Here is a 20,964-nt window from a genome sequence, read left to right as displayed (position 1 = left end):
TTCCCGCCGGCTGGGGGAGGGGGAGGAGTCAGCCCGACTCCGGGCCGTCGGCGGGCGGCGCCGTCGACCCGCGGAGCACGAGCTTGTTGCGCAGCCGCATGTGCGGCTCGGCCACGCTCCCGCCGTCGATCAGGGTCAGGAGAGCCCGGGCGGCCGCGCGCCCCACGCGGTGCAGCGGCTGCCTCACCGTCGTGAGCGCGGGGACCACCCGGGAGGCGTCGGGCACGTCGTCGTAACCCACGACCGACAGCTGCCCGGGCACCGAGAGGCCCAGCGCCCGGGCCGCCTCGATCACGGCGATGGCGGAGGCGTCGTTCGCGGCGAAGACCGCCGTCGGCCGATCGGGCAGCAGCAGCAGCTCGTGGGCGGCGACGAGGGAGGGGTCGTGCCGGTAGTGGCCGACCCGCACGAGCGCGGGGTCGTAGGGGAGGCCGGCGTCTGCGAGCGCCCGCTGGTACCCCGCGCCGCGCCGGTGCGACGACTCCAGGTCGGGGCGGCCCGCGACGAAGCCGATGCGGCGGTGGCCGAGCCCGATCAGGTGGCTCGTCGCCAGCTGCGCGCCGCCGAAGTCGTCGGTCGCGACCGAGTGCAGCTCGGTCTGCGCGGTCAGCGGATCCACGACCACGAGCGGCAGGTCCGACGAGGGGATCACGCCGGAGGGCGTCACCAGGATCGCTCCCGATACGTGCGCCTCGGTGAAGCGCCGCAGGGACTCCTGCTCCCAGCCCGCCCTGCCCGGGCGGCTCGCCCCGCTGCCGGCGAGGAGGTCGAACCGGGTCCCCCGGAGCGCCGTCGCCACTCCCTGCAGCACCTCCGTGCCGAACGGCTCGAAGTCGCCCAGGAGCACGCCGATGACGCCCGAGCGCTCCGCGCACTCCGTCGTCAGAGCCTCGTGCTCGGCCTCCGCCGTCGCCGCCCCTGCGGACATCCTCGTCCCCTCCCGCCGTCCCCGCCCGGCCGCGGCGGAACGCGGTGATCGCCTCGCTGCGCTGCTCCGGTCGGTTGAGAACACGTCCTTGCAATCGGGTATGTTCCCGGTAACATTGCCCGCAAGACTAGCTGAGGGAAAGCTCAGCAGTCGAGAGCGACAAGTGTCGAGCAGCCTTTCTCCCCTCAGTGCTGAGGGGGTCGAGAGCTGGAGCTCGCGTGGCCACGCTGTGGAAGCCGCCGCGCACGAGCCGTCCGCCACTCTCCGCGCGTCCTGCGCACCAGGCGCGGCCGAACGCCCCTCGGGCTGCGCCGTGCTCCGTCCTCTCGCGGCCTCGAGCCGCGCCACCACTCCGCGCCGTCCGGCGCTCGACCTGATCGGCGACGATGCCGATCGAGTGAGGAACACCATGTCCACGCGACGCACCCCCCGACCCCTCTGGCTCGTCCGCTCGGGCGCCGCTCTCGCCGGCTGCCTGCTCCTGTCCGGCGTCGCCGCCGCGGCCGCGGCCGCCGACACCGAGTACGGCTCCGACGACGTCGACGTGAACGTCAGCATCGAGGAGCTGGAGCAGCCCGGCGCCCTCTCGATGTCGATCGACGGCACCTCCGCCACGCTCGCCGAGGAGGGCTCCACCCCGACGGTGCGCGCCTTCACCGGGCAGCTGCCCGACGTGACCGTGACGGACACCCGGACCGTCGACGAGATCCCGGACGGAGCCGGGTGGTACGTCCTCGGCTCGGCGAGCGCCTTCACCGGCGACGCGGACCAGGAGGACATCTCCTCCGACCACCTCGGCTGGACGCCGGTCCTCGTGGACGGCGGCGAGTCGGGCCTCGTGTCCGAGGGCGACCCGGTCGACACGATCCTCGACGAGGGCGCCGACGCCGTGGGCCTGTTCGACCAGGAGCTGCTGGCGCTGTCGCTCGACTCGCAGGAGACCGCGACGGACGGGTCCTGGACCGTGTCCGCGGGCCTCACCCTGAAGACCGAGGCCGACGTCGCCCCCGGCGACTACTCCTCCGTCCTGACGCTGTCGCTGTTCGAATGACCCCGATGCGCGCAGTCGCCTCCACGGCGATCGGCGCCCTCCTCGCGGCGGGCCTGCTCGCCTCCGGTGCAGCTCCGGCGACCGCGGCCGGCGCGTGGTCGCCGAAGGCCTCGTACACGTCGACGGACCGCGGCGACGGCACCTACTCCGTGCCGCTGCTGAACGCCGACGTGCCCGACGTCAGCGTCGAGCGCGTGCCCGCGTCCGAGAACGACGAGGGCCGCGACATCTACTACATGATCAGCACCACGATGCACCTGAGCCCGGGTGCTCCGATCATGAAGTCCTACGACCTCGTCAACTGGGAGATCGTCAACTACGTCTTCGACCGGCTCGAGATCGGCGACCGCTTCTCGCTCCGCAACGGGCAGAACTCCTACGGCAACGGCCAGTGGGCCTCGTCGCTGAGGTACCACGACGGCCGCTACTACGCGGTCTTCAACACCAACAACCTCGGCGGCTCCTACCTCTACTCGACCGACGACATCGAGGACGGAGCCTGGACCCGCACGGCCCTCGGCCGCGCTTTCCACGACCCGTCGCTCTTCTTCGACGACGCGGACGGCGGCACGCCGTACATCTTCTACGGCTCCGGATCCACCAGCGCCGTGAAGCTGAGCGAGGACCTGACGACCGTCGTCGCCGAGTACCCGAACATCCTCCGCACCTCCGACTACCCGGGGGCCGGCTACCTCGGCGGCCTGTTCGAGGGCGCGCAGGTGCAGTACATCGACGGGCAGTACTACATCGTCATCATCACCTGGCCCTCGGGCCAGGGCCGCCAGGTGGCGCTGTTCCGCTCCTCCGAGCTGCTGGGCCGCTACGCGACCGCCGACGGCAGCAACCCCTACGAGGGCAAGGGCGTGCTGAACTCCAGCGGGTTCGCCCAGGGGAGCCTCGTGCCGATCGCGAAGGAGGACGGCTCGACCGCCTGGCACGGCATGTTCTTCCGCGACAGCTTCCCGACCGGCCGCATCCCCGGGCTCATCCCGGCGACGTGGAAGGACGGCTGGCCGACGTTCGGGACGAACGGCTCGGTGCCGGTGGGCGGGAGCTTCCCGAAGCCGATCCGCCTCAGCCCCGAGGAGGAGCTGTTCGAGCGGCAGAAGAGCATCGTCGTCTCGGACGACTTCGACAACGACGCCCCGGCGAAGGCCTACCAGGACGAGTCGTGGACGATCCCGCCCGCGCCCTCCTACGACGCGTCGCTGCTCGGCGTGCAGCTGCTGCAGAATCCGGGAGCGGAGTCGGGGACGGCGTCGTGGGCCGGCCAGTTCGGCGCGACGCTGTCGGCCGACACGACCGACCCGGCGTCCGGCACCGCCGCGCTCCGCGTGGGCACCCGCACGCTCAACGGCTCCGGCCCGAGCCAGGTGCTCGCGAACACGCTCCAGCGCGGCGTGACGTACACCGTGTCCGCGAAGGTGAAGTACACGACCGGCCCCGCGTCGGTCCGCTTCAACCTCTGCGCCGACTTCGGCGCCGGACCCGTGACGATGGCCTCCGCCGCCGTCGCGCAGGGGCAGTGGACGACGATCACGGGGACCTACACGGTGCCCGAGACCGCGAACGTCGGCAGCGTGAAGTTCGCCGTCGAGACGCCGTGGGGCAACCCGCAGCCGGCGTCCTCGAGCACCGAGTACCTGCTCGACGACGTCTCGCTCGTCGGCGCCGCTCCCACCCTCGAGCGCCCGACGGCTGCCGAGATCGAGCCGAACGGCTCGACCCTCGCCCTCCCCTGGCAGTGGAACCACGCCCCCGACAACCGCTACTGGTCGCTGACCGAGCGCGAGGGCTGGCTCCGCCTCACCAACGGGAAGGTGCTCAGCGGAACGGCCGCGCACACGCGTCTCTCGGGCTCGCCCGAGATGACGTACCTGGAGGAGGCGCGCAACACGCTCTCCCAGCGCATCGTGGCGCCGAAGCAGTCGGCGGAGGCGGCGTTCGACGTCTCCGGGATGAAGGACGGCGACGTCGCCGGGCTCGCGGCCTACAACCGCGGCTTCGCCTACGTCGCGGTCCAGCGCGAGGACGGCGTGAACACCGTCGGCGTCGTGAACCGCAGCCAGCCGTTCGCGACCACGTTCGACCAGGCGCCCGTCGAGTCCTTCCTCCCCGGCAGCACCGCCGCCCTCGGCGACGCCTCGCAGGTGCGCCTGAAGGCCGACCTCGAGCTCTCGGCTCCGGCCGGACAGCTCTGGACGACCTTCTCGTACAGCCTCGACGGGACGAGCTGGACGAAGCTCGGCAGCCGCGTCGGCCCGCAGACCCTCGACGGTCAGCTCACGCACTTCATGGGCCACCGCCTCGGGCTGTTCAGCTACGCGACGAAGACCGCCGGCGGCCACGTCGACGTCGACGAGTTCCTCCTGAGCGACACCCTCTCCTCGGAGGGGAAGGCGCTCGACCGCTCGCAGCTCGACGCGGCCGTCGCTCACGCGGCGACGCTCCGCTCCGACGACTACCCGGTCGACGCCTGGTCCGACTTCCATTCGGTCCTCGCGAAGGTGCAGGCGGTCGGCACCGCGGGAACGCAGAACCAGATCGACGCCCCGGAGCGCGCGCTCAGCTACCAGCTGGCTCGCCTCGGGACGCTGAAGGAGGCGTCGCTCGATGTGACCGCCGCCGCCGCGACCCGCTGCATCGCGGGGAAGGTCGTCGTGACCGTGCGGGCGACCAACGCCGACGACGTGCCCGTCGCCCTCCGGATGGAGAGCGCCTCCGGCACGAAGACGGTCGCCGCGCTCGCACCCGGCGCCACGACGAGCCACGCCTTCACCACGCGGGCGGCCTCGGTCCCCGCCGCCGAGGTGGTCGTGACCGCGACCGCCACCCTCGACGGCGAGCCGGTGACGACCACGGTGAGAGCGCCCCACCCGGCCGCGTCCTGCGGCTGAGCACTCCGGGGGCGGCCCGCGCGGCCGCCCCCGCCCCCGAACGCGTCAGCGGCACCCGTCGCCGACGATCTCCTGCACGACACGATCAAGGAGGATCCGTGAGATCACCACAACGAGAAGCCGCTCCGAAGGGGCGGTTGCGGCTGAGGCTGCTGGCCACGGCCGCGCTGACCGCGCTCCTGGTGGCCCCCTTCGCCGCCCAGACCTCGTCCGCCGCTGAGGCGGAGCTCATCGTCAACGGCGGCTTCGAGAGCGGCATCAGCAGCTGGTTCGTCAACAACGGCAACGCCGCCGACGCCGGCACCATCGCGACGACCACGGATGCGCGCACCGGCACCGCCGCAGCGCTCGTCACCGGCCGCACGACCACCGGCGCGGGCGCCATGCAGGACCTCAGCGGCAAGGTCGTCGCCGGCCAGACCTACCAGGTCAAGGCGCAGATCAAGTACGAGAACGCCGCGAGCCCCGCTACCAAGCAGTTCTTCGCCACCATGCACTACGGCGGAGGCACCTACACGAACCTCGCGAGCGTCACCGCCACCAAGGGCCAGTGGGCGACGATCAACGGATCGTTCACCATCCCCGCCGGGCAGAGCGTCGCCACCGCGCGCCTCTTCTTCGAGACGCCGTGGACCGCGACGCCGTCGGCCGCGCCCGAGACGCACCTGATGGACTACAAGCTCGACGACGTCTCGCTGGTCGGAGCGGCGCCTCCTGCGCCCGCCTCGCGCACCATCGAGGTCGTGGGCAAGATCCCGGGCGACCACAACCCGCTCATGGGCTGGAAGTTCGGCGCCGACGGCTTCGGCTTCGTGGAGAACGGCCGCGTGTACATGTACATGACGAACGACACCCAGGGCTACGCGCCGAACCCCGCCACGGGCGTCTCGGCCGGAATCGACTACGGCAAGATCAACCAGATCACCGTGATCTCCTCGGACGACCTCGTCAACTGGACCGACCACGGCGAGATCCAGGTCGCCGGCTCCACCGGAGTCGCGCCCTACACCGGCAACTCGTGGGCTCCCGGCATGGCGAAGAAGACCGTGAACGGCGTCGACAAGTACTTCCTCTACTACGCCAACGGCGGCGGCTCCAGCAACGTGATCACCGGCGACTCGCCGGTGGGCCCGTGGACCAGCCAGCGCACCTCCACGCTCATCAACGCGTCCACCCCGGGCGCCGAGGCGGTCGCGTGGAAGTTCGACCCGGCACCGCTCGTCGACGACGACGGCCAGGGCTACCTGTTCTTCGGAGGCGGACCCGCCTCGACCGCGCTCCCCGCGGCCGAGCGCTTCAACAACCCGAAGAACATCCGAGTGATCGAGCTCGGCGACGACATGATCTCGACCCAGGGCACCTCCGCCGTCGTGGACGCGCCCGTCGCGTTCGAGGCGGCCCAGGTGTTCAAGCGCCAGGACAAGTACTACCTCTCGTACTCGTCCCACTTCGGCGGCAACGACTTCGGCGGCAACCAGACCCGCGAGCCCGGCTACCCGGGCGGCGGCGAGATCGGCTACATGATCTCGGACGACCCGATGTCCTGGCCCAAGGAGAACTACGCCGGCGTGATGTTCCCGAACCAGAGCCGCTTCTTCGGAAACGGCACCGGCGGCAACAACCACCAGTCGGTGTTCGAGCTGGGCGGCAAGTACTACTTCACCTACCACGCGCCGACGCTCAACAAGCGGATCAACGGCGACACCACCCAGGGGTACCGCAGCCCGCACATCCAGGAGCTGCAGTTCAACGCCGACGGCACGGTGCAGCAGGTGGTCGGCGACTACAAGGGCGTCGACCAGGTGAAGGACTTCGATCCGTACCGCACCTTCCCGGCCGAGACCATCGGCTGGAGCAAGGGCATCGCGACCGCGCCGCTCGGCACCCCCGCCGCGGGCGCGACGCAGAACCTCGTGCTGAAGGACCTCGACAACGGCGACTGGACCGCGCTGTCCGCCGTCGACTTCGGGGACACCGGAGCCGCGACGTTCACCGCGAAGGCCAAGGCGCTGCAGGCCGGCGGCACCGTCACGGTCCGCCTCGACTCCGAGACCGGGCCCGTCGCGGGCACCGTCGCGGTGAACGGGACGACCGGCGAGTGGACCGACGTCAGCGCCGCGCTGACCGGAGCGACCGGAGTGCACGACGTGTTCTTCAGCTACTCCGGACCCGCCGGCGACCTGTTCGAGCTCGACACCTTCGCCTTCACCGAGGGCGAGGCGGCTCCGGCGCTCGACATCACGGCGAGCGCGGCGACCCGCTGCATCGCGGGCAAGGCGATCGTCACCGTCCAGGCGAGCAACGGCTCCGACGTCCCGGTCGGCGTGACCTTCACGTCGACGTCCGGCACGAAGACGTTCACCTCGGTGGCGCCCGGCAAGACCGTGTCGCACGCCTTCACCACCCGTCAGGCGGACCTGCCGGCCGGTGCGGTGACCGTCGAGGCCACGGCCACGAGGAACGGCGCCCCCGTCGAGACGGAGGTGAGCGCTCCGTACGCGGCGCGCCCGTGCTCGTAGCGCACGGCTGAACCACCGGGGAGCGCCCCCGGCCCTGCGGGGTCGGGGGCGCTCCTGCGCGAGGGAGGGGGGATCTCGACACGCCCCGTGCGGGGCTGCTCGATCAGCGTGCAGGGAGGGCGCGGCCCGCCGTCGGCGGGTGCTCCTCGTGCCGGCCCCGCAGCGGCGTGTCGGGACCCCCGCTCGATCAGCCGCTGCCGGCCAGGCGCATCGTGCCGCCGGCCTGGGCGGCGAAGGCGCGGGCGGTCGCCGCGACGGTGCCCTGCATGACCCGCGCCGCGGCGGTCGGCGCGAGGTCCGCCGGGCGCGCGAGGCTGATCGTCCGGGTCAGGGTGGGCTTCTCGAGCGTCGGCTCCTCGATGCGGATCGAGCGCAGGCCCGGGCGCCCCTGCAGCACCATCGCCGGCACGACCGCGACGCCCAGGCCCCGCTCGGCGAAGCGCAGCACCGCGTCCATCTCGGCGCCCTCCAGCACCACGTCCGGCTCCAGGCCCGCGGCAGCGAACGCGGCGTCGGTCGTCCGGCGCAGGTCGTAGCTGGAGTTGAACACGATCTGCGGGAGGCGGGCGACCGCCGCCAGGTCGAGCGCGCCGGTCGCGGCGAGGGGAGGCTCCGCGGCGGAGGAGACCACGACGAGCTCCTCGACGAGCAGCGGGGTCACCGTGAAGGCGCCGGGAGCGGCCGCGGTCGAGGTCGTCACCAGCGCCAGATCGAGCTCGCCGCGGGCCAGCCGGTCGAAGAGGCTCCGCGACCCGTCCTCGGCGAGGTGCAGCTCCACGGCGGGATGCGCGGAGTGGAAGGCGTGCAGCACCTCCGCGACGAGGCTGATGCAGAGCGTCGGCGTCGCGCCGAACCGGACCCGGCCGCGCTCGAGCCCGGCCAGCTCGGCCAGCTCGCGGCGCACCGATCCGGCGTCGGCGAGCATGCGCCGGGCGAGCGGCAGCAGCAGCTCGCCGGCCGGCGTGAGGGTGCTGCCGGAGCGCGCCCGGTGGAAGAGCTCCGAGCCGAGGTCCTGCTCCAGCGCGGCGATCCGGCGGCTCAGCGAGGGCTGCGCGAGGTGCAGCTCGTCGGCGGCGCGGGTGAAGCTGCCGAGGCGGGCGACCTCGACGAATCCGGTCAGCTGCTCGAGATCCATGACCATACCCTACGTGCATGGCGGTGCCCAGCATTATGCATTGGAGTAATCGAAGCGCGGTGCCTAGCGTGGAGGCATGACCACTTCAGAGACCACCGCACCGGAGCGTCGGATCTCCACCTCCGTCCTCGTCATCGGCACCGGCGGATCGGGCCTGCGCGCCGCGATCGAGCTCGCCGAGGCGGGCGTCGACGTCCTCGCGCTCGGCAAGCGCTCGAAGTCGGATGCGCACACCTCCCTCGCCGCCGGCGGCATCAACGCCGCCCTCGCCACGATGGACCCCGACGACAGCTGGCAGCAGCACGCGGCCGACACCATCACCGAGTCCTACCAGCTCGCCAACCCGCACACGGTCGAGATCGTCACCTCCAACGCTGCCCGCGGCATCCAGGACCTCGAGCGCTACGGCATGCCGTTCGCCCGCGAGGACGACGGCCGCATCTCGCAGCGCTTCTTCGGGGCGCACACCTACCGCCGGACCGCCTTCGCGGGCGACTACACCGGCCTCGAGATCCAGCGCACGCTCGTCAACCGGGCCGCCCAGCTCGAGATCCCGATCCTGGACACCGTCTACGTCACCCGCATCCTCGTCAACGAGGACGGAGCCGTGTTCGGCGCCTACGGCTTCGACCTCGTCGACGGCACCCGCTACCTGATCCATGCGGATGCGGTGATCCTCGCCGCGGGCGGCCACAACCGCATCTGGCGCCGCACCTCCTCCCGCCGGGACGAGAACACGGGCGACTCGTTCCGCCTGGCCGTCGAGGCCGGCGGGCGGCTGCGCGACCCGGAGCTGGTCCAGTTCCACCCGTCGGGCATCATCGAGCCCGAGAACGCGGCGGGCACGCTGATCTCCGAGGCGGCCCGCGGCGAGGGCGGCATCCTCCGCAACGGCCTCGGCGAGCGCTTCATGGGCAAGTACGACGCCGAGCGCCTCGAGCTCTCGACCCGTGACCGCGTCGCCCTCGCCTGCTACACCGAGATCAAGGAGGGTCGCGGCACGCCGAACGGCGGGGTCTGGCTCGACGTCTCGCACCTGCCGCGCGAGACGATCATGACCCGGCTGCCGCGGGTGTACCAGACGATGCTCGAGCTGCAGATGCTCGACATCACGAAGGACCCGATCGAGATCGCGCCCACGGCGCACTACTCGATGGGCGGGGTCTGGGTGCGCTCGGACGACCACAGCACCGACGTCCCCGGCCTCTACGCGATCGGAGAGGCCTCCAGTGGACTGCACGGCGCCAACCGCCTCGGCGGCAACTCGCTGATCGAGCTGCTGGTCTTCGGCCGGATCGTCGGGCAGGCGGCGGCGGAGTACTCCGCCTCACTGACCGCCCAGACCCGCTCGGCCGCGTCCGTCCAGGTCGCCCGCGACGAGATCGCCGGCCTGCTCGCGGCCGACGGCACCGAGAACGTCCGCGCCCTGCAGCGCGCGATCCGCAACACGATGACCGAGCACGCCGGAGTCGTCCGCGACGAGGAGGGCCTGCTCGCCGGGCTCGCCGAGCTGGACGCGATCGAGGCGCGCATCGCCGACATCGGCGTGCACCCGGACATCGCCGGCTTCCAGGACCTCGCCCACGCCTTCGACCTCAAGTCGGCCGCGATGGCCGCGCGGGCCACCCTCGAGGCCGCCCTCGAGCGCCGGGAGAGCCGCGGCTGCCACAACCGCAGCGACTACCCGGACCTCGACCCGGCCCTCCAGGTGAACCTCGTCTGGTCGCCCTCCACGGGGATCACCCGCGAGGAGATCCCCGCGGTGCCGGAGGAGATCCAGGCGCTGATCAGCGGCGAGGTCGCCACCGCGGGCAAGCTGCTCGAGTAGCAGGAACCGCGACGGCACGACGCCGGTCGCCCTCACCGCCTGCTCGCCGGGCACCACCGGCGCCCAGGCGCCCCCCGGGATCCTCCTGGGGACCACGGACAAGGTCACCGCCCTGGATCCCGCCGGCTCCTGGGATCTCGGCTCGGCGACGCTGCAGAACCAGGTCTTCTCCTGGCTGCTGACCTCCGCCCCCGGATCGACGGATCCCGTGCCGGACCTCGCGGCCTCGGCCGAGTTCACCGACCCGACCCACTACCGCGTCGCCCTGCGCGAGGACGCCGCCTTCGCCAACGGCAATCCGCTCACCGCCTCGGACGTGGTCTTCACCTTCGAGCGCCAGGTGGCGATCGCCGCTCCGAACGGCCCCTCGTCGCTGCTCTCGGACATGGTCTCGGTCGAGGCGGAGGACGACTCCACCGTCGTCTTCACGCTGGCCACCCCGGACAACGCCCTCTGGCCCCAGATCCTCACCAGCCCCGCCGCCGCGATCGTCGACGAGCACGTCTTCTCGGCCGACTCCCTCACCACACACGACGACATCGCCGCCGCCGCCGCCTTCAGCGGGCAGTACTCCATCACGAGCTACACGCTGAACTCGCTCGTGCAGCTCACCCGCAACGACTCCTATGACGGCCTCCTCGGCGCCGCCGCCAACGAGTCCGTGATCGTCCGCTACTACGCGGACGAGAGCAACCTCAAGCTCGACATCCAGCGCGGCGAGATCGCGGTCGCCTACCGCACGCTGAACGCGACCGACACCGAGGACCTCCGCGGCGAGGAGGGCCTGACGGTGCACTCCGGTCCCGGCGCCGAGATGCGCTTCCTCGTCTTCAACCCCGAGACCATGCCCTACGGCTCCGCGACCCCCGAGGCCGACGCCGACAAGGCGCTCGCCGTCCGCACCGCCGTCGCCGACCTGATCGACCGCGACGAGCTGTCGGACCAGGTCTACAAGGGCACCTACGCGCCGGTCTACTCGATCGTCCCCAGCGCCCTGACCGGATCGACGCCGGCTTACGAGCAGGCCTTCGGCGACGGGAGCGGCGGTCCCAGCGCGGACGAGGCCGCCGCCGCGCTCCAGGCCGCCGGGATCACCGGTCCCGTCGATCTCACGCTGCAGTACAACACCGACCACTACGGCTCCAGCACCTCGGACGAGTAGGCGCTCATCAAGAACCAGCTCGAGCGCAGCGGGCTGTTCACGGTCGACCTGCAGTCGACGGAGTGGACGCAGTACGTGAAGGAGAAGTCGACGTCCTACCCGCTCTACCAGCAGGGCTGGTTCGCGGACTACCCGGCCTCGGACAACTACCTGAACCTGCTCTACGGCACCGACGAGGCCCCCTCCATCCTCGGCGCCGCCGTGAAGGACGACGCCTACAACGAGGTCGTGCTGCGCGAGCGGAGCCTGGCGCCCGGCGACGAGCGCACCGCGGCGATCGAGGAGGCGCAGCGCCTCGCGGCGGAGAAGGCGATCACCGTGCCGCTCCTCGAGGGCACGGAGACCGTCATCGCCTCCTCCACGATCTCGGGCATCGACGACACGCTCGACGGCTCCGGCCGATTCCGCTTCGGGCTGCTCCGGAGCGAGTGATCGGGGCGCGCTGATCGGCCGGACGGGCCGCGGCGCCGCAGGAGGGGGAGACCCTCGGCGGCCGCCGCGGCCCGTCCGTGCGTCCGGGGGCGGCACTGCGAGGGCGGCTCTGCCAGGACGGGGCACCCGGATCGATCAGCGCGCCAGCGCCGCCAGCTCCGCCCGGGTGCGGGCGCCGGCCTTGCGCAGCAGGTTCGACACGTGGAACTTCACGGTGTTGCCGCTGATGCCGAGGTCGTCCGCGATCCGCTGGTTCGAGGCGCCGAGCGTGATCAGGTTCAGCACCTCCCGCTCGCGGGCGCTGAGCTCGGCGAGGTCGAGCCCGTCGGGCTGCGCCGGCGGATCGAGGGGGAGGCGGATCGACAGGGTCGACCCCCAGCCCGCGGTCGACGCGACCGAGAGCTCCCCGTCGAGCCCGCGCACGCGCTCGGCGATCGGGCGCAGGGCGTCGTCGCGGGTCGTCAGCTCGCCCCGGCCGTCGTCGCGGATCTCGATGAGCAGGTTGAGCCCGTCGCAGTCCCACTGGATCCGCACCCGGCGCGTCTGCTCCGACTCCACGAACGCCAGCACGGCGCTCCGCACGATCGCGCGGGCCCCGTGCGCCACTTCGCCGGGGAGGGCGCGCCCGGTGGCGGGCGGCTCGACGAACTGCACGTCGAGGTCGCCGAAGCGGACGAGCGGGCGCAGGTCGCTCCGGAGCCGCGCGAACGCGCCCACGACGGGCTCCACCATCGCGCTGCGCTGCTCGTCCGAGGCGGTGCGCAGCTCGACCAGGGCGTTCGCGGCGATGTCGATCGCGACGGTGCGGGCCGCACGGTCGTCGAGGCGCTCGGCGCGCAGGGCGGCGAGCACCGACTCCAGCGCCACCGCGTGCCGGTCGGCCTGCTCGGCCACCGTGCGGGCGTGCTGCTGCAGCAGGGTGCGGGAGGCGGGGGACTCGGCGGGATCCATCCTCCGAACCTACCCGTCCTACCCGCGAGCGGCATCGCCCACCCGATCGGGTAGGCGGACCTCCTCGATCAGGTGGCGCGCGGATCCGGTCGCCGGGCTCACTGTGGACCCATGCCCGCTGACGACCGCACCACCGACCCCGCAGAGGCGCTCGCCGTGATCGCCGCCGAGGTGTCCGCCGCGACCGCCTCGCTGACGACCGACCGGCTCGAGCCCGTCCTCGAGCTGCTCGCCGGCGCCGACCGCGTCTTCGTCCACGGCGCCGGCCGCTCCGGCCTCGCCCTGCGGATGACCGCCATGCGCCTCATGCACCTCGGACTCGTCGTGCACGTGGTCGGCGACGTGACGACCCCGGCGATCCGCGGCGGCGACGTGCTGCTCACCGCGAGCGGCTCCGGCACCACCGGGGGCATCGTCCGCGCCGCGCAGGCCGCCGTCGACGCCGGAGCGCGGGTCGCGGCGATCACGACCGCCGCCGACTCCCCGCTGGCCGGGCTCGCCTCCGCCGTGGTGGTCGTGCCCGCCGCCGACAAGCTCGACCGCTCCGGGGCCGCCTCGGCGCAGTACTCCGGCGGGCTCTTCGAGCAGGTCGTCGTGCTCACCGGCGACGCCCTGTTCCACGCGCTCTGGCAGCGCCGCGGCGACAGCGCCGACGAGCTCTGGCCGCGCCACGCGAACCTCGAATGACCCGACTCCCCACCTCGACAGGAAGAAGAACCCCGTGAAGCTCCAGTTCGCCATGGACACCCTCAGCACCGACGCCGCCCTCGAGCTCGCCGCTGCCGCCGCCCCGCACGTCGACATCCTCGAGCTGGGCACCCCGCTCATCAAGAGCGCCGGCCTCTCCGCCATCACCGCCATCAAGGAGGCGCACCCCGACAAGACGGTCTTCGCCGACCTCAAGACGATGGACGCGGGCGAGCTCGAGGCCGACATGGCCTTCGCGGCCGGCGCCGACCTCGTGACGGTCCTCGGCGTCGCCGGCGACAGCACCATCGCCGGCGCGATCGCCGCCGGGAGGAAGCACGGCAAGGGCGTCGTCGTCGACCTCATCGGCGTGCCCGACAAGGCCGCCCGCGCCCGCGAGGTCGTCGCCCTCGGCGCCGAGTTCGTCGAGATGCACGCCGGTCTGGACGAGCAGGCGGAGGAGGGCTTCACCTTCGAGACCCTGCTGCGCGACGGCGAGTCCTCCGGCGTGCCGTTCTCGGTCGCGGGCGGCGTGAGCACCGCCACCATCGAGTCGGTGCAGCGCGCCGGCGCCCTCGTGGCCGTCGCGGGCGGGGCCATCTACGGCGCCCCGGACGTCGGCGAGGCCGCCGCGGCCCTCCGCGCCGCCATCGTCTGACCCGTCGGCGCCGCCGCCCCCGAGGCCCGCTGATCCGGGTCGCGAGGGCGGCGGCGCCCTCGTTCCGCGCGGGAGGCGGCAGCGCATCCCCGCCGGACGCCCGGCCCCTCTCGACTCGCCGACGGCGCGGTCCTACAGTGGCTGCGACGACCCCCGACTCCCGCCGCGGGACCGACGGCGCCGTCGCGAGCGGAGGGAAGCCGTGTCCTCGACCGCCCCGGTGCCCGGAGCCCGCGCCGACGCCTCGTCGAGGCTCCGCGACTTCCACCAGATCCTCCTCAACACCGCCGTCGCGAACGTGACGACGAGCTTCCTCTGGTTCGCGCTCACGTTCTGGGTGTACCTCGAGACGCGCTCCGTCCTGGCGACCGGGATCATCGGCGGCGCCTACATGCTGCTCGTCGCGGTCTTCGCGATGGCCTTCGGCACGATCGTGGACCGGCACCGCAAGTTCCGCGTCATGGTCTTCGCCGGGGCGGTCACGCTCGTGTCGTTCGGCGTCGCGGGCGGTCTCTTCCTCGCGCTGCCCGAGGCGGCGCTCCTGGACTTCCGCGTCCCCTGGTTCTGGGTGTTCTCGGGAACGATCCTCTTCGGCGCCGTCATCGAGAACATGCGCAACATCGCCCTGTCCACGACGGTGACCCTGCTGGTCCCGGTGGAGGGGCACGCCCGCGCGAACGGCCTCGTCGGCACGGTCCAGGGCCTCGCCTTCGTGGTGACGAGCGTCTTCAGCGGGCTCGCCATCGGCCTGCTCGGCATGGGGTGGACGCTGGTGATCGCGATCGGCCTCTCCGCCGCCGCGCTCGTGCACCTGCTGTTCCTCCGCATCCCGGAGGAGCGGCCCGTGTCGACGGGGGAGAGGGCGCCGCTGATCGATCTGCGCGGCAGCCTCACCGCGGTGCGGGCGGCGACCGGGCTCTTCGCGCTCCTCGTCTTCTCGACGTTCAACAACCTGATCGGCGGCGTCTACATGGCGCTGATGGACCCGTACGGCCTCGAGCTGTTCCCGGTCGAGCTGTGGGGCGTGGTGCTCGGAGTGACGGCGACCGGCTTCGTCATCGGCGGTCTGCTGGTGGCGAGGTTCGGCCTCGGGAGGAACCCGATCCGGACGATGCTGCTGCTCGTGATGGCGATGGGCCTGATCGGCGCGGTCTTCACCCTCCGCGACTGGTGGTGGCTCTACGCCGGCGGCATCTGGATCTACATGACCCTGATCCCGGCGGTCGAGGCCGCCGAGCAGACGGTGATCCAGAAGGTCGTCCCCTTCGAGACCCAGGGGCGCGTCTTCGGCTTCGCGGCGGCGTTCGAGTCGGCCGCCGCTCCGATCACGTCGTTCCTCATCGCCCCGATCGCCGAGTTCGCGCTCATCCCGTACATGGAGTCGCCGGCCGGGCGCTCGGCTTTCGGCGGGCTGCTCGGCGACGGCATCGGCCGGGGGATCGCGCTGGTGTTCCTGGTCGGCGGAGTCGTCATGATCATCGCGGCCGGCGCGGCGATGCTCACCCGCACCTACCGCGTCATGTCGGCGCAGTACCTGCGGGAGGCCGCGGCGAGCGGGGAGGCGGAGCCCGTCGGCACGGAGGCGCCGGAGACGCACCGGACCGCGCCGAGCACCGTCGAGCAGAACCGCTAGCGCCCGCAGACGCCGCCCGTCATGCGCCTCCGGGGGGTCCGGCGGACCGGACGGCGCTGACACGAGGAAGACGTGCCGGACGCCCCCTCCCCAGGGTGCGGCGTCCGGCACGTCGGCTGCGACCACCCGGTCGAGGGGCCCTCCTCGACTCCCGAGCGCTCCGCTGCCCCGCGCCTCCGGAGGGAGACATCGGGGCCTGCGGCGCCGGCGGGGGGGAGGGCTCTGGTTCCCCGCCCCGCCGGCGCCGGCCGCCCGCGAGGGGCGGCGAGGATGCTCGTTCGGGCGTGCCTCGAGTGACGGCTACATGCCGTCACTGAGCATGGACTGCACCAGCTTCACGTGGCGCTCGAGGTTCAGCTGGCTGAACTCGCTGTTGTAGTTGAGGCCGTAGTTCAAGATGTGACCCGGGGTGCACTGGATCGTCGCGTCCGGTCCGTCCCAGGTGCGCAGCAGTGCCAGGGCCGAGTCCCAGCTGCTGTTCTCGCAGTTCGTGTTGAAGGTGGTCGACGTGCCCAAGCCCACGGTGTGCGAGATCTCGTGCATGGCGGTGCCCTCCACCATGTAGACGCGCTCCTTGCCGAAGCGGATCTGGCCGTAGATGTTCGCATCGGCCGTCGGGGTTCCGGGGCTGTACGAGACGGTCAGGGAGCGGGAGATGTTGCTGAGGCGGTTGTAGCGGGCCACGGCGCGGTCCATCGCGTCGGTGATGCGGGCGTAGGCGTCGGCCTCGTCAGCGGTCGGGCTCGCGACGCGGTTCAGCGTCCAGGTGATCTTCTGCACGGTCGGATCGGTCAGTGCCCAGCGCTGGGCCATGGAGCCGGTGCAGGTCCACTGCTGAACGGGGGAGCCGTCGAGCTGGCGGAAGTCCTTGTTGTCGAGGCAGAGGTCGCTGTGCCGATTGGCGATCTCGGCGTAGCCTCCGCCGACGGAGGTGATCCGCCACTGCTGGGCGGTGCTGCCGTTGCAGCTCCACTGCCGCACCTCCGAGCCCGGGGTGGTGCCGAAGTCGAAGTTGTCGAGGCAGAGGTTGCTGAAGGTGTTCTTGATCTCGGCGTAGCCTGTGCCGAGGTCGGTGACCTGCCAGCGCTGGTTGCTCCCCTCGGTGCAGCTCCACTGCCGCACCTCGGCTCCGGGCTGAGTCCCGAAGTCGAAGTCGTCGAGACACATGCTGCTGTGCTGGTTGCGGATCTCCTGCGCCGATCCGAGGCCGACCGGGGCGGTGGCCGCAGAGGCGGGCGAGCTGATGCCGAAGGTCGTGATGCCGACGACGGCCGCGATCACGGCGCCGATCAGGCGCTTGGACGGGTGGGACTTCGTTGTCCGGGACATGGGTGCCTTTCACAGACATCCGGCGTCCCCGAAGGGACGCGGGTGAGGGTCGCAGGAAGAAGCCGTGTCCGAAGGGATCGGAGCACGGCAGAGAATGCGCCGGAGCGACCGGGATGGTGATCCGGTCGTCCCGCCGCGGGACGCGTCAGCGCCGACGCTCCGTGTGGGAGGGGAAGCTGATCACGACCTGCATGTTGACGTGGACAACGATCGACCGGTCCCGGAGCCGGTGTCAAGTGCCGGGCTCGAGCGGATCAGGTTCGAGCCCCGCCGTGCGCGGGTGATCCGTCGACGCGGATCCCCGTGCTCGCGGGGAGAGAGCGCTCACACTCGCCGCTGCTGCGGCATCCCCCGGGAATCCGCCATTGTTACCGTTAACAAAAGTCGGTACGGTGTCCCCTGAAGTGGGCGAGCGCGTCCTCGCGGCTCGCGTCCCACTCCGACCGGTTCGAAGGCGAACCTGAGAGGAACGTCGATGATGACGACAGCACCACCCTCCCGCCGCATCCACCCGCCGCAGGCCCACGCCCGGCCCCGACGGCTGCCGACCCCGCCGACACCTCCCACGCGGTGACCGCTGTCGGCGCCCGCACCGCGCGACGCCACATCCTCGCCCGCACGTCGGTGTCCGCCTCCCGATCGCGGGTCGCCGGGCCCGCGTCCCGGGCCGCCTCCCGGCGATTCCCTCCCCGCCAGACGAACGCCGGACTCACCACTCCGCCGGCCGGTCACGCGGGCTCCGTCCTCCCCCTCCGACCCCTCACCTGAAGGACCCCCTCATGTCACGAACCCCCCGGCAGGAGCGCACCCGGCGCTCACGCCTCCCCCGAGCGGGCGCCGCGCTGACGCTCGCCATCGCCTGCCTCGGCGGCGTCCTCGGACCGATCGGTGCCGCCGGTGCCGCCGAGACCGTTCCCGCTCCCGCGCTGCAGTACTCGTTCGACGGCATCGGCGCGACGCTCGCCAACGGAGCCGTCGTCGCCGATTCCGCTCCGGGCAACCACCCCGGGACCCTGATCAACGCCGGCGCGACCAGCGTCGCGGGCCCCTCCGGCGCCTCCACCGACCGCGCTCTCTCGCTCCCGGGCGGATCGAGCACGTCGGCCGCGCCGCACGTCCGGATCGCCCCGGGCCTGATCCCCGCCGGCACGCAGGACGTCACGATGTCCGCCTGGCTGCGCTGGAGCGGTGCTCCGGACTGCACCTGGCCCTTCACGCTCGGCTCCAGCGTCGACTCCCACGTCCTCTCCACCACGAAGTGCGGACCCGCGGGCTTCGGTGCGATCAAGAACGGCTCCGAGGTGCGGGCCGCAGGCACCACTCCGGTCGCTGCGAACCGCTGGGTGCACATGGCGGTCGTCGTCAAGGGCGGCCAGTCGGTCTCGACCTACTTCGACGGGACCCTCGTCGGCCAGCGCAGCACGACCTTCACCGCCGCCTCGGCGATCGGCACCTCCACGTTCTCCGGCTTCCTCGGCAAGTCCTTCTACGGCGCGGACGCCTACTGGGCCGGGGCCATCGACGACATGCAGGTGTGGACCTCCGCGCTCACCGCCGGCCAGGTGCAGCAGAGCGCCGCGTCCGTGCACTCGGTGCTCGCGAACCAGGACGCCGCCGTGTCGCTCGGCGACACCTCGAACGTCACCTCGAACCTCACTCTTCCCACGACCGGCGCCAACGGCTCCACGATCACCTGGACGTCGAGCGCCCCCGGCGTCGTCAGCACCAGCGGCGTCGTCACCCGGCCCGCCGCAGGCAGCCCGGACGCCACCGTCACGCTGACCCCGACCGCCGTCCACGGCGGCATCACCGTCGTCGGCCGTGCGACCACCGTCTTCGTCCCGGCGTACGCCGCCGGTGACAGCGCCGAGGCCGAGCTCGCCCGGGCCGTCGCCGACGGCATCACCAACGATCCCGCCCTCGCCGGACCGGTGCGCGGCAGCCTGAACCTGCCCTCGACCGGAGCCGACGTCGCCACCACCGCCGCGCGCGCGAACAGCTCCAGCGCCGTGGTGACCTGGACCTCGTCGAACGAGGCCGTCATCACCTCCGCCGACAAGGGCACCGCGCCGAACGTCGTCGCGAAGGGCTCGCTCACGCGTCCGTCCGCCGACACCACCGTCACCCTCACCGCGACGATCACCGTCCCCGGCACCACGCCCCTCGTGCGGACGCTCACGCGCACCGTTCCGGCCGCGGCCCCCGTGGCCGCGAGCGACCTCGACGCGTACCTGTTCGCGTACTTCACCGGCGACAGCATCGAGGGCGAGAAGATCCGCTTCGCGACCTCCGACGGCAACGACTCGCTCAGGTGGAAGACCCTGAACGACGCCCAGCCGATCCTCACCTCCACCCTGGGCACGAAGGGCCTGCGGGACCCGTTCATCTTCCGCTCGAAGGAGGGCGACCGCTTCTTCCTGATGGCCACCGACCTCTCCGTCGGCACCACCGGCTTCGGCGGATCGACCAACCGCGGCAGCCGCTACCTCGAGATCTGGGAGTCCACGGACCTCGTCAACTGGGGCCAGCAGCGCCACGTCGAGGTCAACCTGCCGAACGCGGGCATGACCTGGGCGCCGGAGGCCACCTACGACCCCACCATCGACGCCTACGTCGTCTACTGGACCTCGGCCCTCTTCACCGACAGCACGCGCAACGTCGAGGACGGCAACGGACCGCAGATCCTCACGTCCACCACCCGCGACTTCCGCGACTTCACCACCCCTGAGGTCTGGTTCAAGGCCGCTGACGTCCCCTCGCTCAACAAGAGCAACGGACTGATCGACGCCACGATGCTCAAGGACGGCGACACCTACTACCGCTTCACGAAGGCGACCGAGACCAGCGGCTGCCCCTCGCCCGACATCATCGGACAGAAGTCGACGAACCTCCGTGCCACCACCGCCTCCGGCGCGTGGAGCCTGATCGACACCTGCATCGGCCGCACCGCCGGAACGCCGGAGGTCGAGGGTCCCGAGATCTTCAAGACCAACGAGGGCGACCGGTCCGGGTACAAGTACTTCCTCTGGACCGACAACTACGGCGGACGCGGCTACATCCCGCTCGGCACGAACTCGCTCGAGGGCGACATCCAGTGGACGATCCCCAGCAGCTTCTCGCTGCCGACCTCGCCCCGTCACGGATCCGTCGTCTCCATCACCGCGAAGGAGCGCGACGGGCTCGCCGCGAAGTGGAACCCGTCGCTCCTGGTGACCTCGATCGACGCCGTGGCGCGGACCGTGCAGGCCGGATCGACCACCGTCGACCTGCCCGCCACGGTGGGCGCGACGTTCAAGGACGGTCACCGCGAGACGGTCGCCGTGACGTGGGAGACGGCCGATCTCAGCTCGCTGAAGAAGGCGGGCGACACCGTGCAGGTGCGCGGACAGCTCGCCAACTCGGCAGCGACGTCGGCCATCGCCACCATCACCGCCACGGCTCCTCCCGGACCGTCGCTGACGGCCTCGGCCGCGAGCCGCTGCGTCGCCGGCAAGGTGACGGTCACCGCGACCGGCACCAACACGAGCGGCTCCACGGTCGAGATGACCGTCGGCTCGCAGTGGGGGAGCAGGACCTTCACCGGGGTCGCTCCCGGCAAGTCCGTCTCCGCCGCCTTCACCACCCGGGCGACCTCGGTCGCCGCGGGCGAGGTGAGCGTCACCTCGAAGGACGCGAACGGCACGAGGACGGCCGCCGCGCCGTACTCGGCGCTCACCTGCCGCTAGGCCGGTGACAGGGGAGGGGCGGCGTCGAG

The 20,964-nt window shown here is 72.0% G+C and carries 14 protein-coding genes; 10 read left to right on the top strand and 4 right to left on the bottom strand.

Features of this window, described 5'->3' with window-relative positions:
* Window positions 1–28: 28 nt before the first annotated feature.
* Window positions 29–928, bottom strand: a complete 900-nt coding sequence (locus C5C24_RS02540; protein WP_104281442.1) for a LacI family DNA-binding transcriptional regulator — start codon at window positions 926–928, stop codon at window positions 29–31.
* 409 nt (window positions 929–1,337) lie between these two features.
* Here C5C24_RS02540 and C5C24_RS02535 point away from each other — a divergent pair, with 409 nt between their 5' ends.
* From C5C24_RS02535 to C5C24_RS02525, 3 genes are all read left to right on the top strand, one after another.
* Window positions 1,338–1,979 (top strand): hypothetical protein, encoded by a 642-nt coding sequence (locus C5C24_RS02535; RefSeq protein ID WP_104277190.1) that lies wholly within the window; start codon window positions 1,338–1,340, stop codon window positions 1,977–1,979.
* Between the two features lie 5 nt (window positions 1,980–1,984).
* Window positions 1,985–4,876 carry a family 43 glycosylhydrolase gene (locus C5C24_RS02530; RefSeq protein ID WP_258065016.1) on the top strand — a complete coding sequence of 964 codons (2,892 nt, stop codon included), beginning with the start codon at window positions 1,985–1,987 and terminating at the stop codon, window positions 4,874–4,876.
* Window positions 4,877–4,974: 98 nt separating this feature from the next.
* The gene (locus C5C24_RS02525) at window positions 4,975–7,395 is read left to right on the top strand and encodes a family 43 glycosylhydrolase (protein ID WP_219812816.1); all 2,421 of its coding nucleotides are present in this window, start codon (window positions 4,975–4,977) and stop codon (window positions 7,393–7,395) included.
* A 187-nt stretch (window positions 7,396–7,582) separates the two neighbouring features.
* Here the strand turns inward: C5C24_RS02525 and C5C24_RS02520 are convergent, their stop codons facing one another.
* Window positions 7,583–8,536, bottom strand: coding sequence for a LysR family transcriptional regulator (locus C5C24_RS02520; RefSeq protein WP_104304228.1), 954 nt, complete (start codon window positions 8,534–8,536; stop codon window positions 7,583–7,585).
* 70 nt (window positions 8,537–8,606) lie between these two features.
* Between C5C24_RS02520 and C5C24_RS02515 the strand changes: the two genes are divergently transcribed.
* The 3 genes from C5C24_RS02515 (at window position 8,607) to C5C24_RS18295 (ending at window position 11,952) form a co-directional block, all read left to right on the top strand.
* Window positions 8,607–10,358 (top strand): L-aspartate oxidase, encoded by a 1,752-nt coding sequence (locus tag C5C24_RS02515; RefSeq protein ID WP_104281446.1) that lies wholly within the window; start codon window positions 8,607–8,609, stop codon window positions 10,356–10,358.
* Between the two features lie 208 nt (window positions 10,359–10,566).
* Entirely contained in the window at window positions 10,567–11,520 is a 954-nt protein-coding gene (locus C5C24_RS18300; RefSeq protein ID WP_258065015.1) for an ABC transporter substrate-binding protein, read from the top strand.
* A gap of 75 nt (window positions 11,521–11,595) precedes the next feature.
* The gene (locus tag C5C24_RS18295; RefSeq protein WP_258065014.1) at window positions 11,596–11,952 is read left to right on the top strand and encodes a hypothetical protein; all 357 of its coding nucleotides are present in this window, start codon (window positions 11,596–11,598) and stop codon (window positions 11,950–11,952) included.
* Between the two features lie 135 nt (window positions 11,953–12,087).
* Here the strand turns inward: C5C24_RS18295 and C5C24_RS02505 are convergent, their stop codons facing one another.
* Window positions 12,088–12,903 carry a response regulator transcription factor family protein gene (locus tag C5C24_RS02505; RefSeq protein ID WP_104304227.1) on the bottom strand — a complete coding sequence of 272 codons (816 nt, stop codon included), beginning with the start codon at window positions 12,901–12,903 and terminating at the stop codon, window positions 12,088–12,090.
* A gap of 111 nt (window positions 12,904–13,014) precedes the next feature.
* Here C5C24_RS02505 and hxlB point away from each other — a divergent pair, with 111 nt between their 5' ends.
* From hxlB to C5C24_RS02490, 3 genes are all read left to right on the top strand, one after another.
* Complete coding sequence (gene hxlB / locus C5C24_RS02500; protein WP_104249685.1) at window positions 13,015–13,590, top strand: 6-phospho-3-hexuloisomerase; 576 nt, start codon at window positions 13,015–13,017, stop codon at window positions 13,588–13,590.
* A 34-nt stretch (window positions 13,591–13,624) separates the two neighbouring features.
* Window positions 13,625–14,248 (top strand): 3-hexulose-6-phosphate synthase, encoded by a 624-nt coding sequence (hxlA, locus tag C5C24_RS02495; RefSeq protein ID WP_104224387.1) that lies wholly within the window; start codon window positions 13,625–13,627, stop codon window positions 14,246–14,248.
* Between the two features lie 202 nt (window positions 14,249–14,450).
* Complete coding sequence (locus C5C24_RS02490; protein ID WP_104304226.1) at window positions 14,451–15,881, top strand: MFS transporter; 1,431 nt, start codon at window positions 14,451–14,453, stop codon at window positions 15,879–15,881.
* Window positions 15,882–16,181: 300 nt separating this feature from the next.
* Here C5C24_RS02490 and C5C24_RS02485 read toward each other — a convergent pair whose 3' ends face one another.
* Entirely contained in the window at window positions 16,182–17,210 is a 1,029-nt protein-coding gene (locus C5C24_RS02485; RefSeq protein WP_104304225.1) for an RICIN domain-containing protein, read from the bottom strand.
* A gap of 779 nt (window positions 17,211–17,989) precedes the next feature.
* Here C5C24_RS02485 and C5C24_RS02480 point away from each other — a divergent pair.
* A complete protein-coding gene (locus C5C24_RS02480) occupies window positions 17,990–20,935 on the top strand; it encodes an immunoglobulin-like domain-containing protein (RefSeq protein WP_104304224.1) in 2,946 nt (981 codons plus the stop codon).
* The last annotated feature ends 29 nt before the right edge of the window (window positions 20,936–20,964 follow it).

This window comes from Rathayibacter sp. AY2B3 (assembly GCF_002931755.1).
Classification (GTDB): Bacteria; Actinomycetota; Actinomycetes; order Actinomycetales; family Microbacteriaceae; genus Rathayibacter.
Note: the sequence above shows the minus strand (reverse complement) of the source record. Positions and strands in the feature narration are given on the sequence as shown.

Coding starts and splice junctions, on each gene's coding strand:
- C5C24_RS02505 (WP_104304227.1), bottom strand. CDS start 12,903: ATGGATCCCGCCGAGTCCCCCGCCTCCCGCACCCTGCTGCAGCAGCAC.
- hxlB (WP_104249685.1), top strand. CDS start 13,015: ATGCCCGCTGACGACCGCACCACCGACCCCGCAGAGGCGCTCGCCGTG.
- C5C24_RS02515 (WP_104281446.1), top strand. CDS start 8,607: ATGACCACTTCAGAGACCACCGCACCGGAGCGTCGGATCTCCACCTCC.
- C5C24_RS02535 (WP_104277190.1), top strand. CDS start 1,338: ATGTCCACGCGACGCACCCCCCGACCCCTCTGGCTCGTCCGCTCGGGC.
- C5C24_RS02480 (WP_104304224.1), top strand. CDS start 17,990: ATGTCACGAACCCCCCGGCAGGAGCGCACCCGGCGCTCACGCCTCCCC.
- C5C24_RS02485 (WP_104304225.1), bottom strand. CDS start 17,210: ATGTCCCGGACAACGAAGTCCCACCCGTCCAAGCGCCTGATCGGCGCC.
- C5C24_RS02540 (WP_104281442.1), bottom strand. CDS start 928: ATGTCCGCAGGGGCGGCGACGGCGGAGGCCGAGCACGAGGCTCTGACG.
- C5C24_RS02520 (WP_104304228.1), bottom strand. CDS start 8,536: ATGGTCATGGATCTCGAGCAGCTGACCGGATTCGTCGAGGTCGCCCGC.
- C5C24_RS02530 (WP_258065016.1), top strand. CDS start 1,985: ATGCGCGCAGTCGCCTCCACGGCGATCGGCGCCCTCCTCGCGGCGGGC.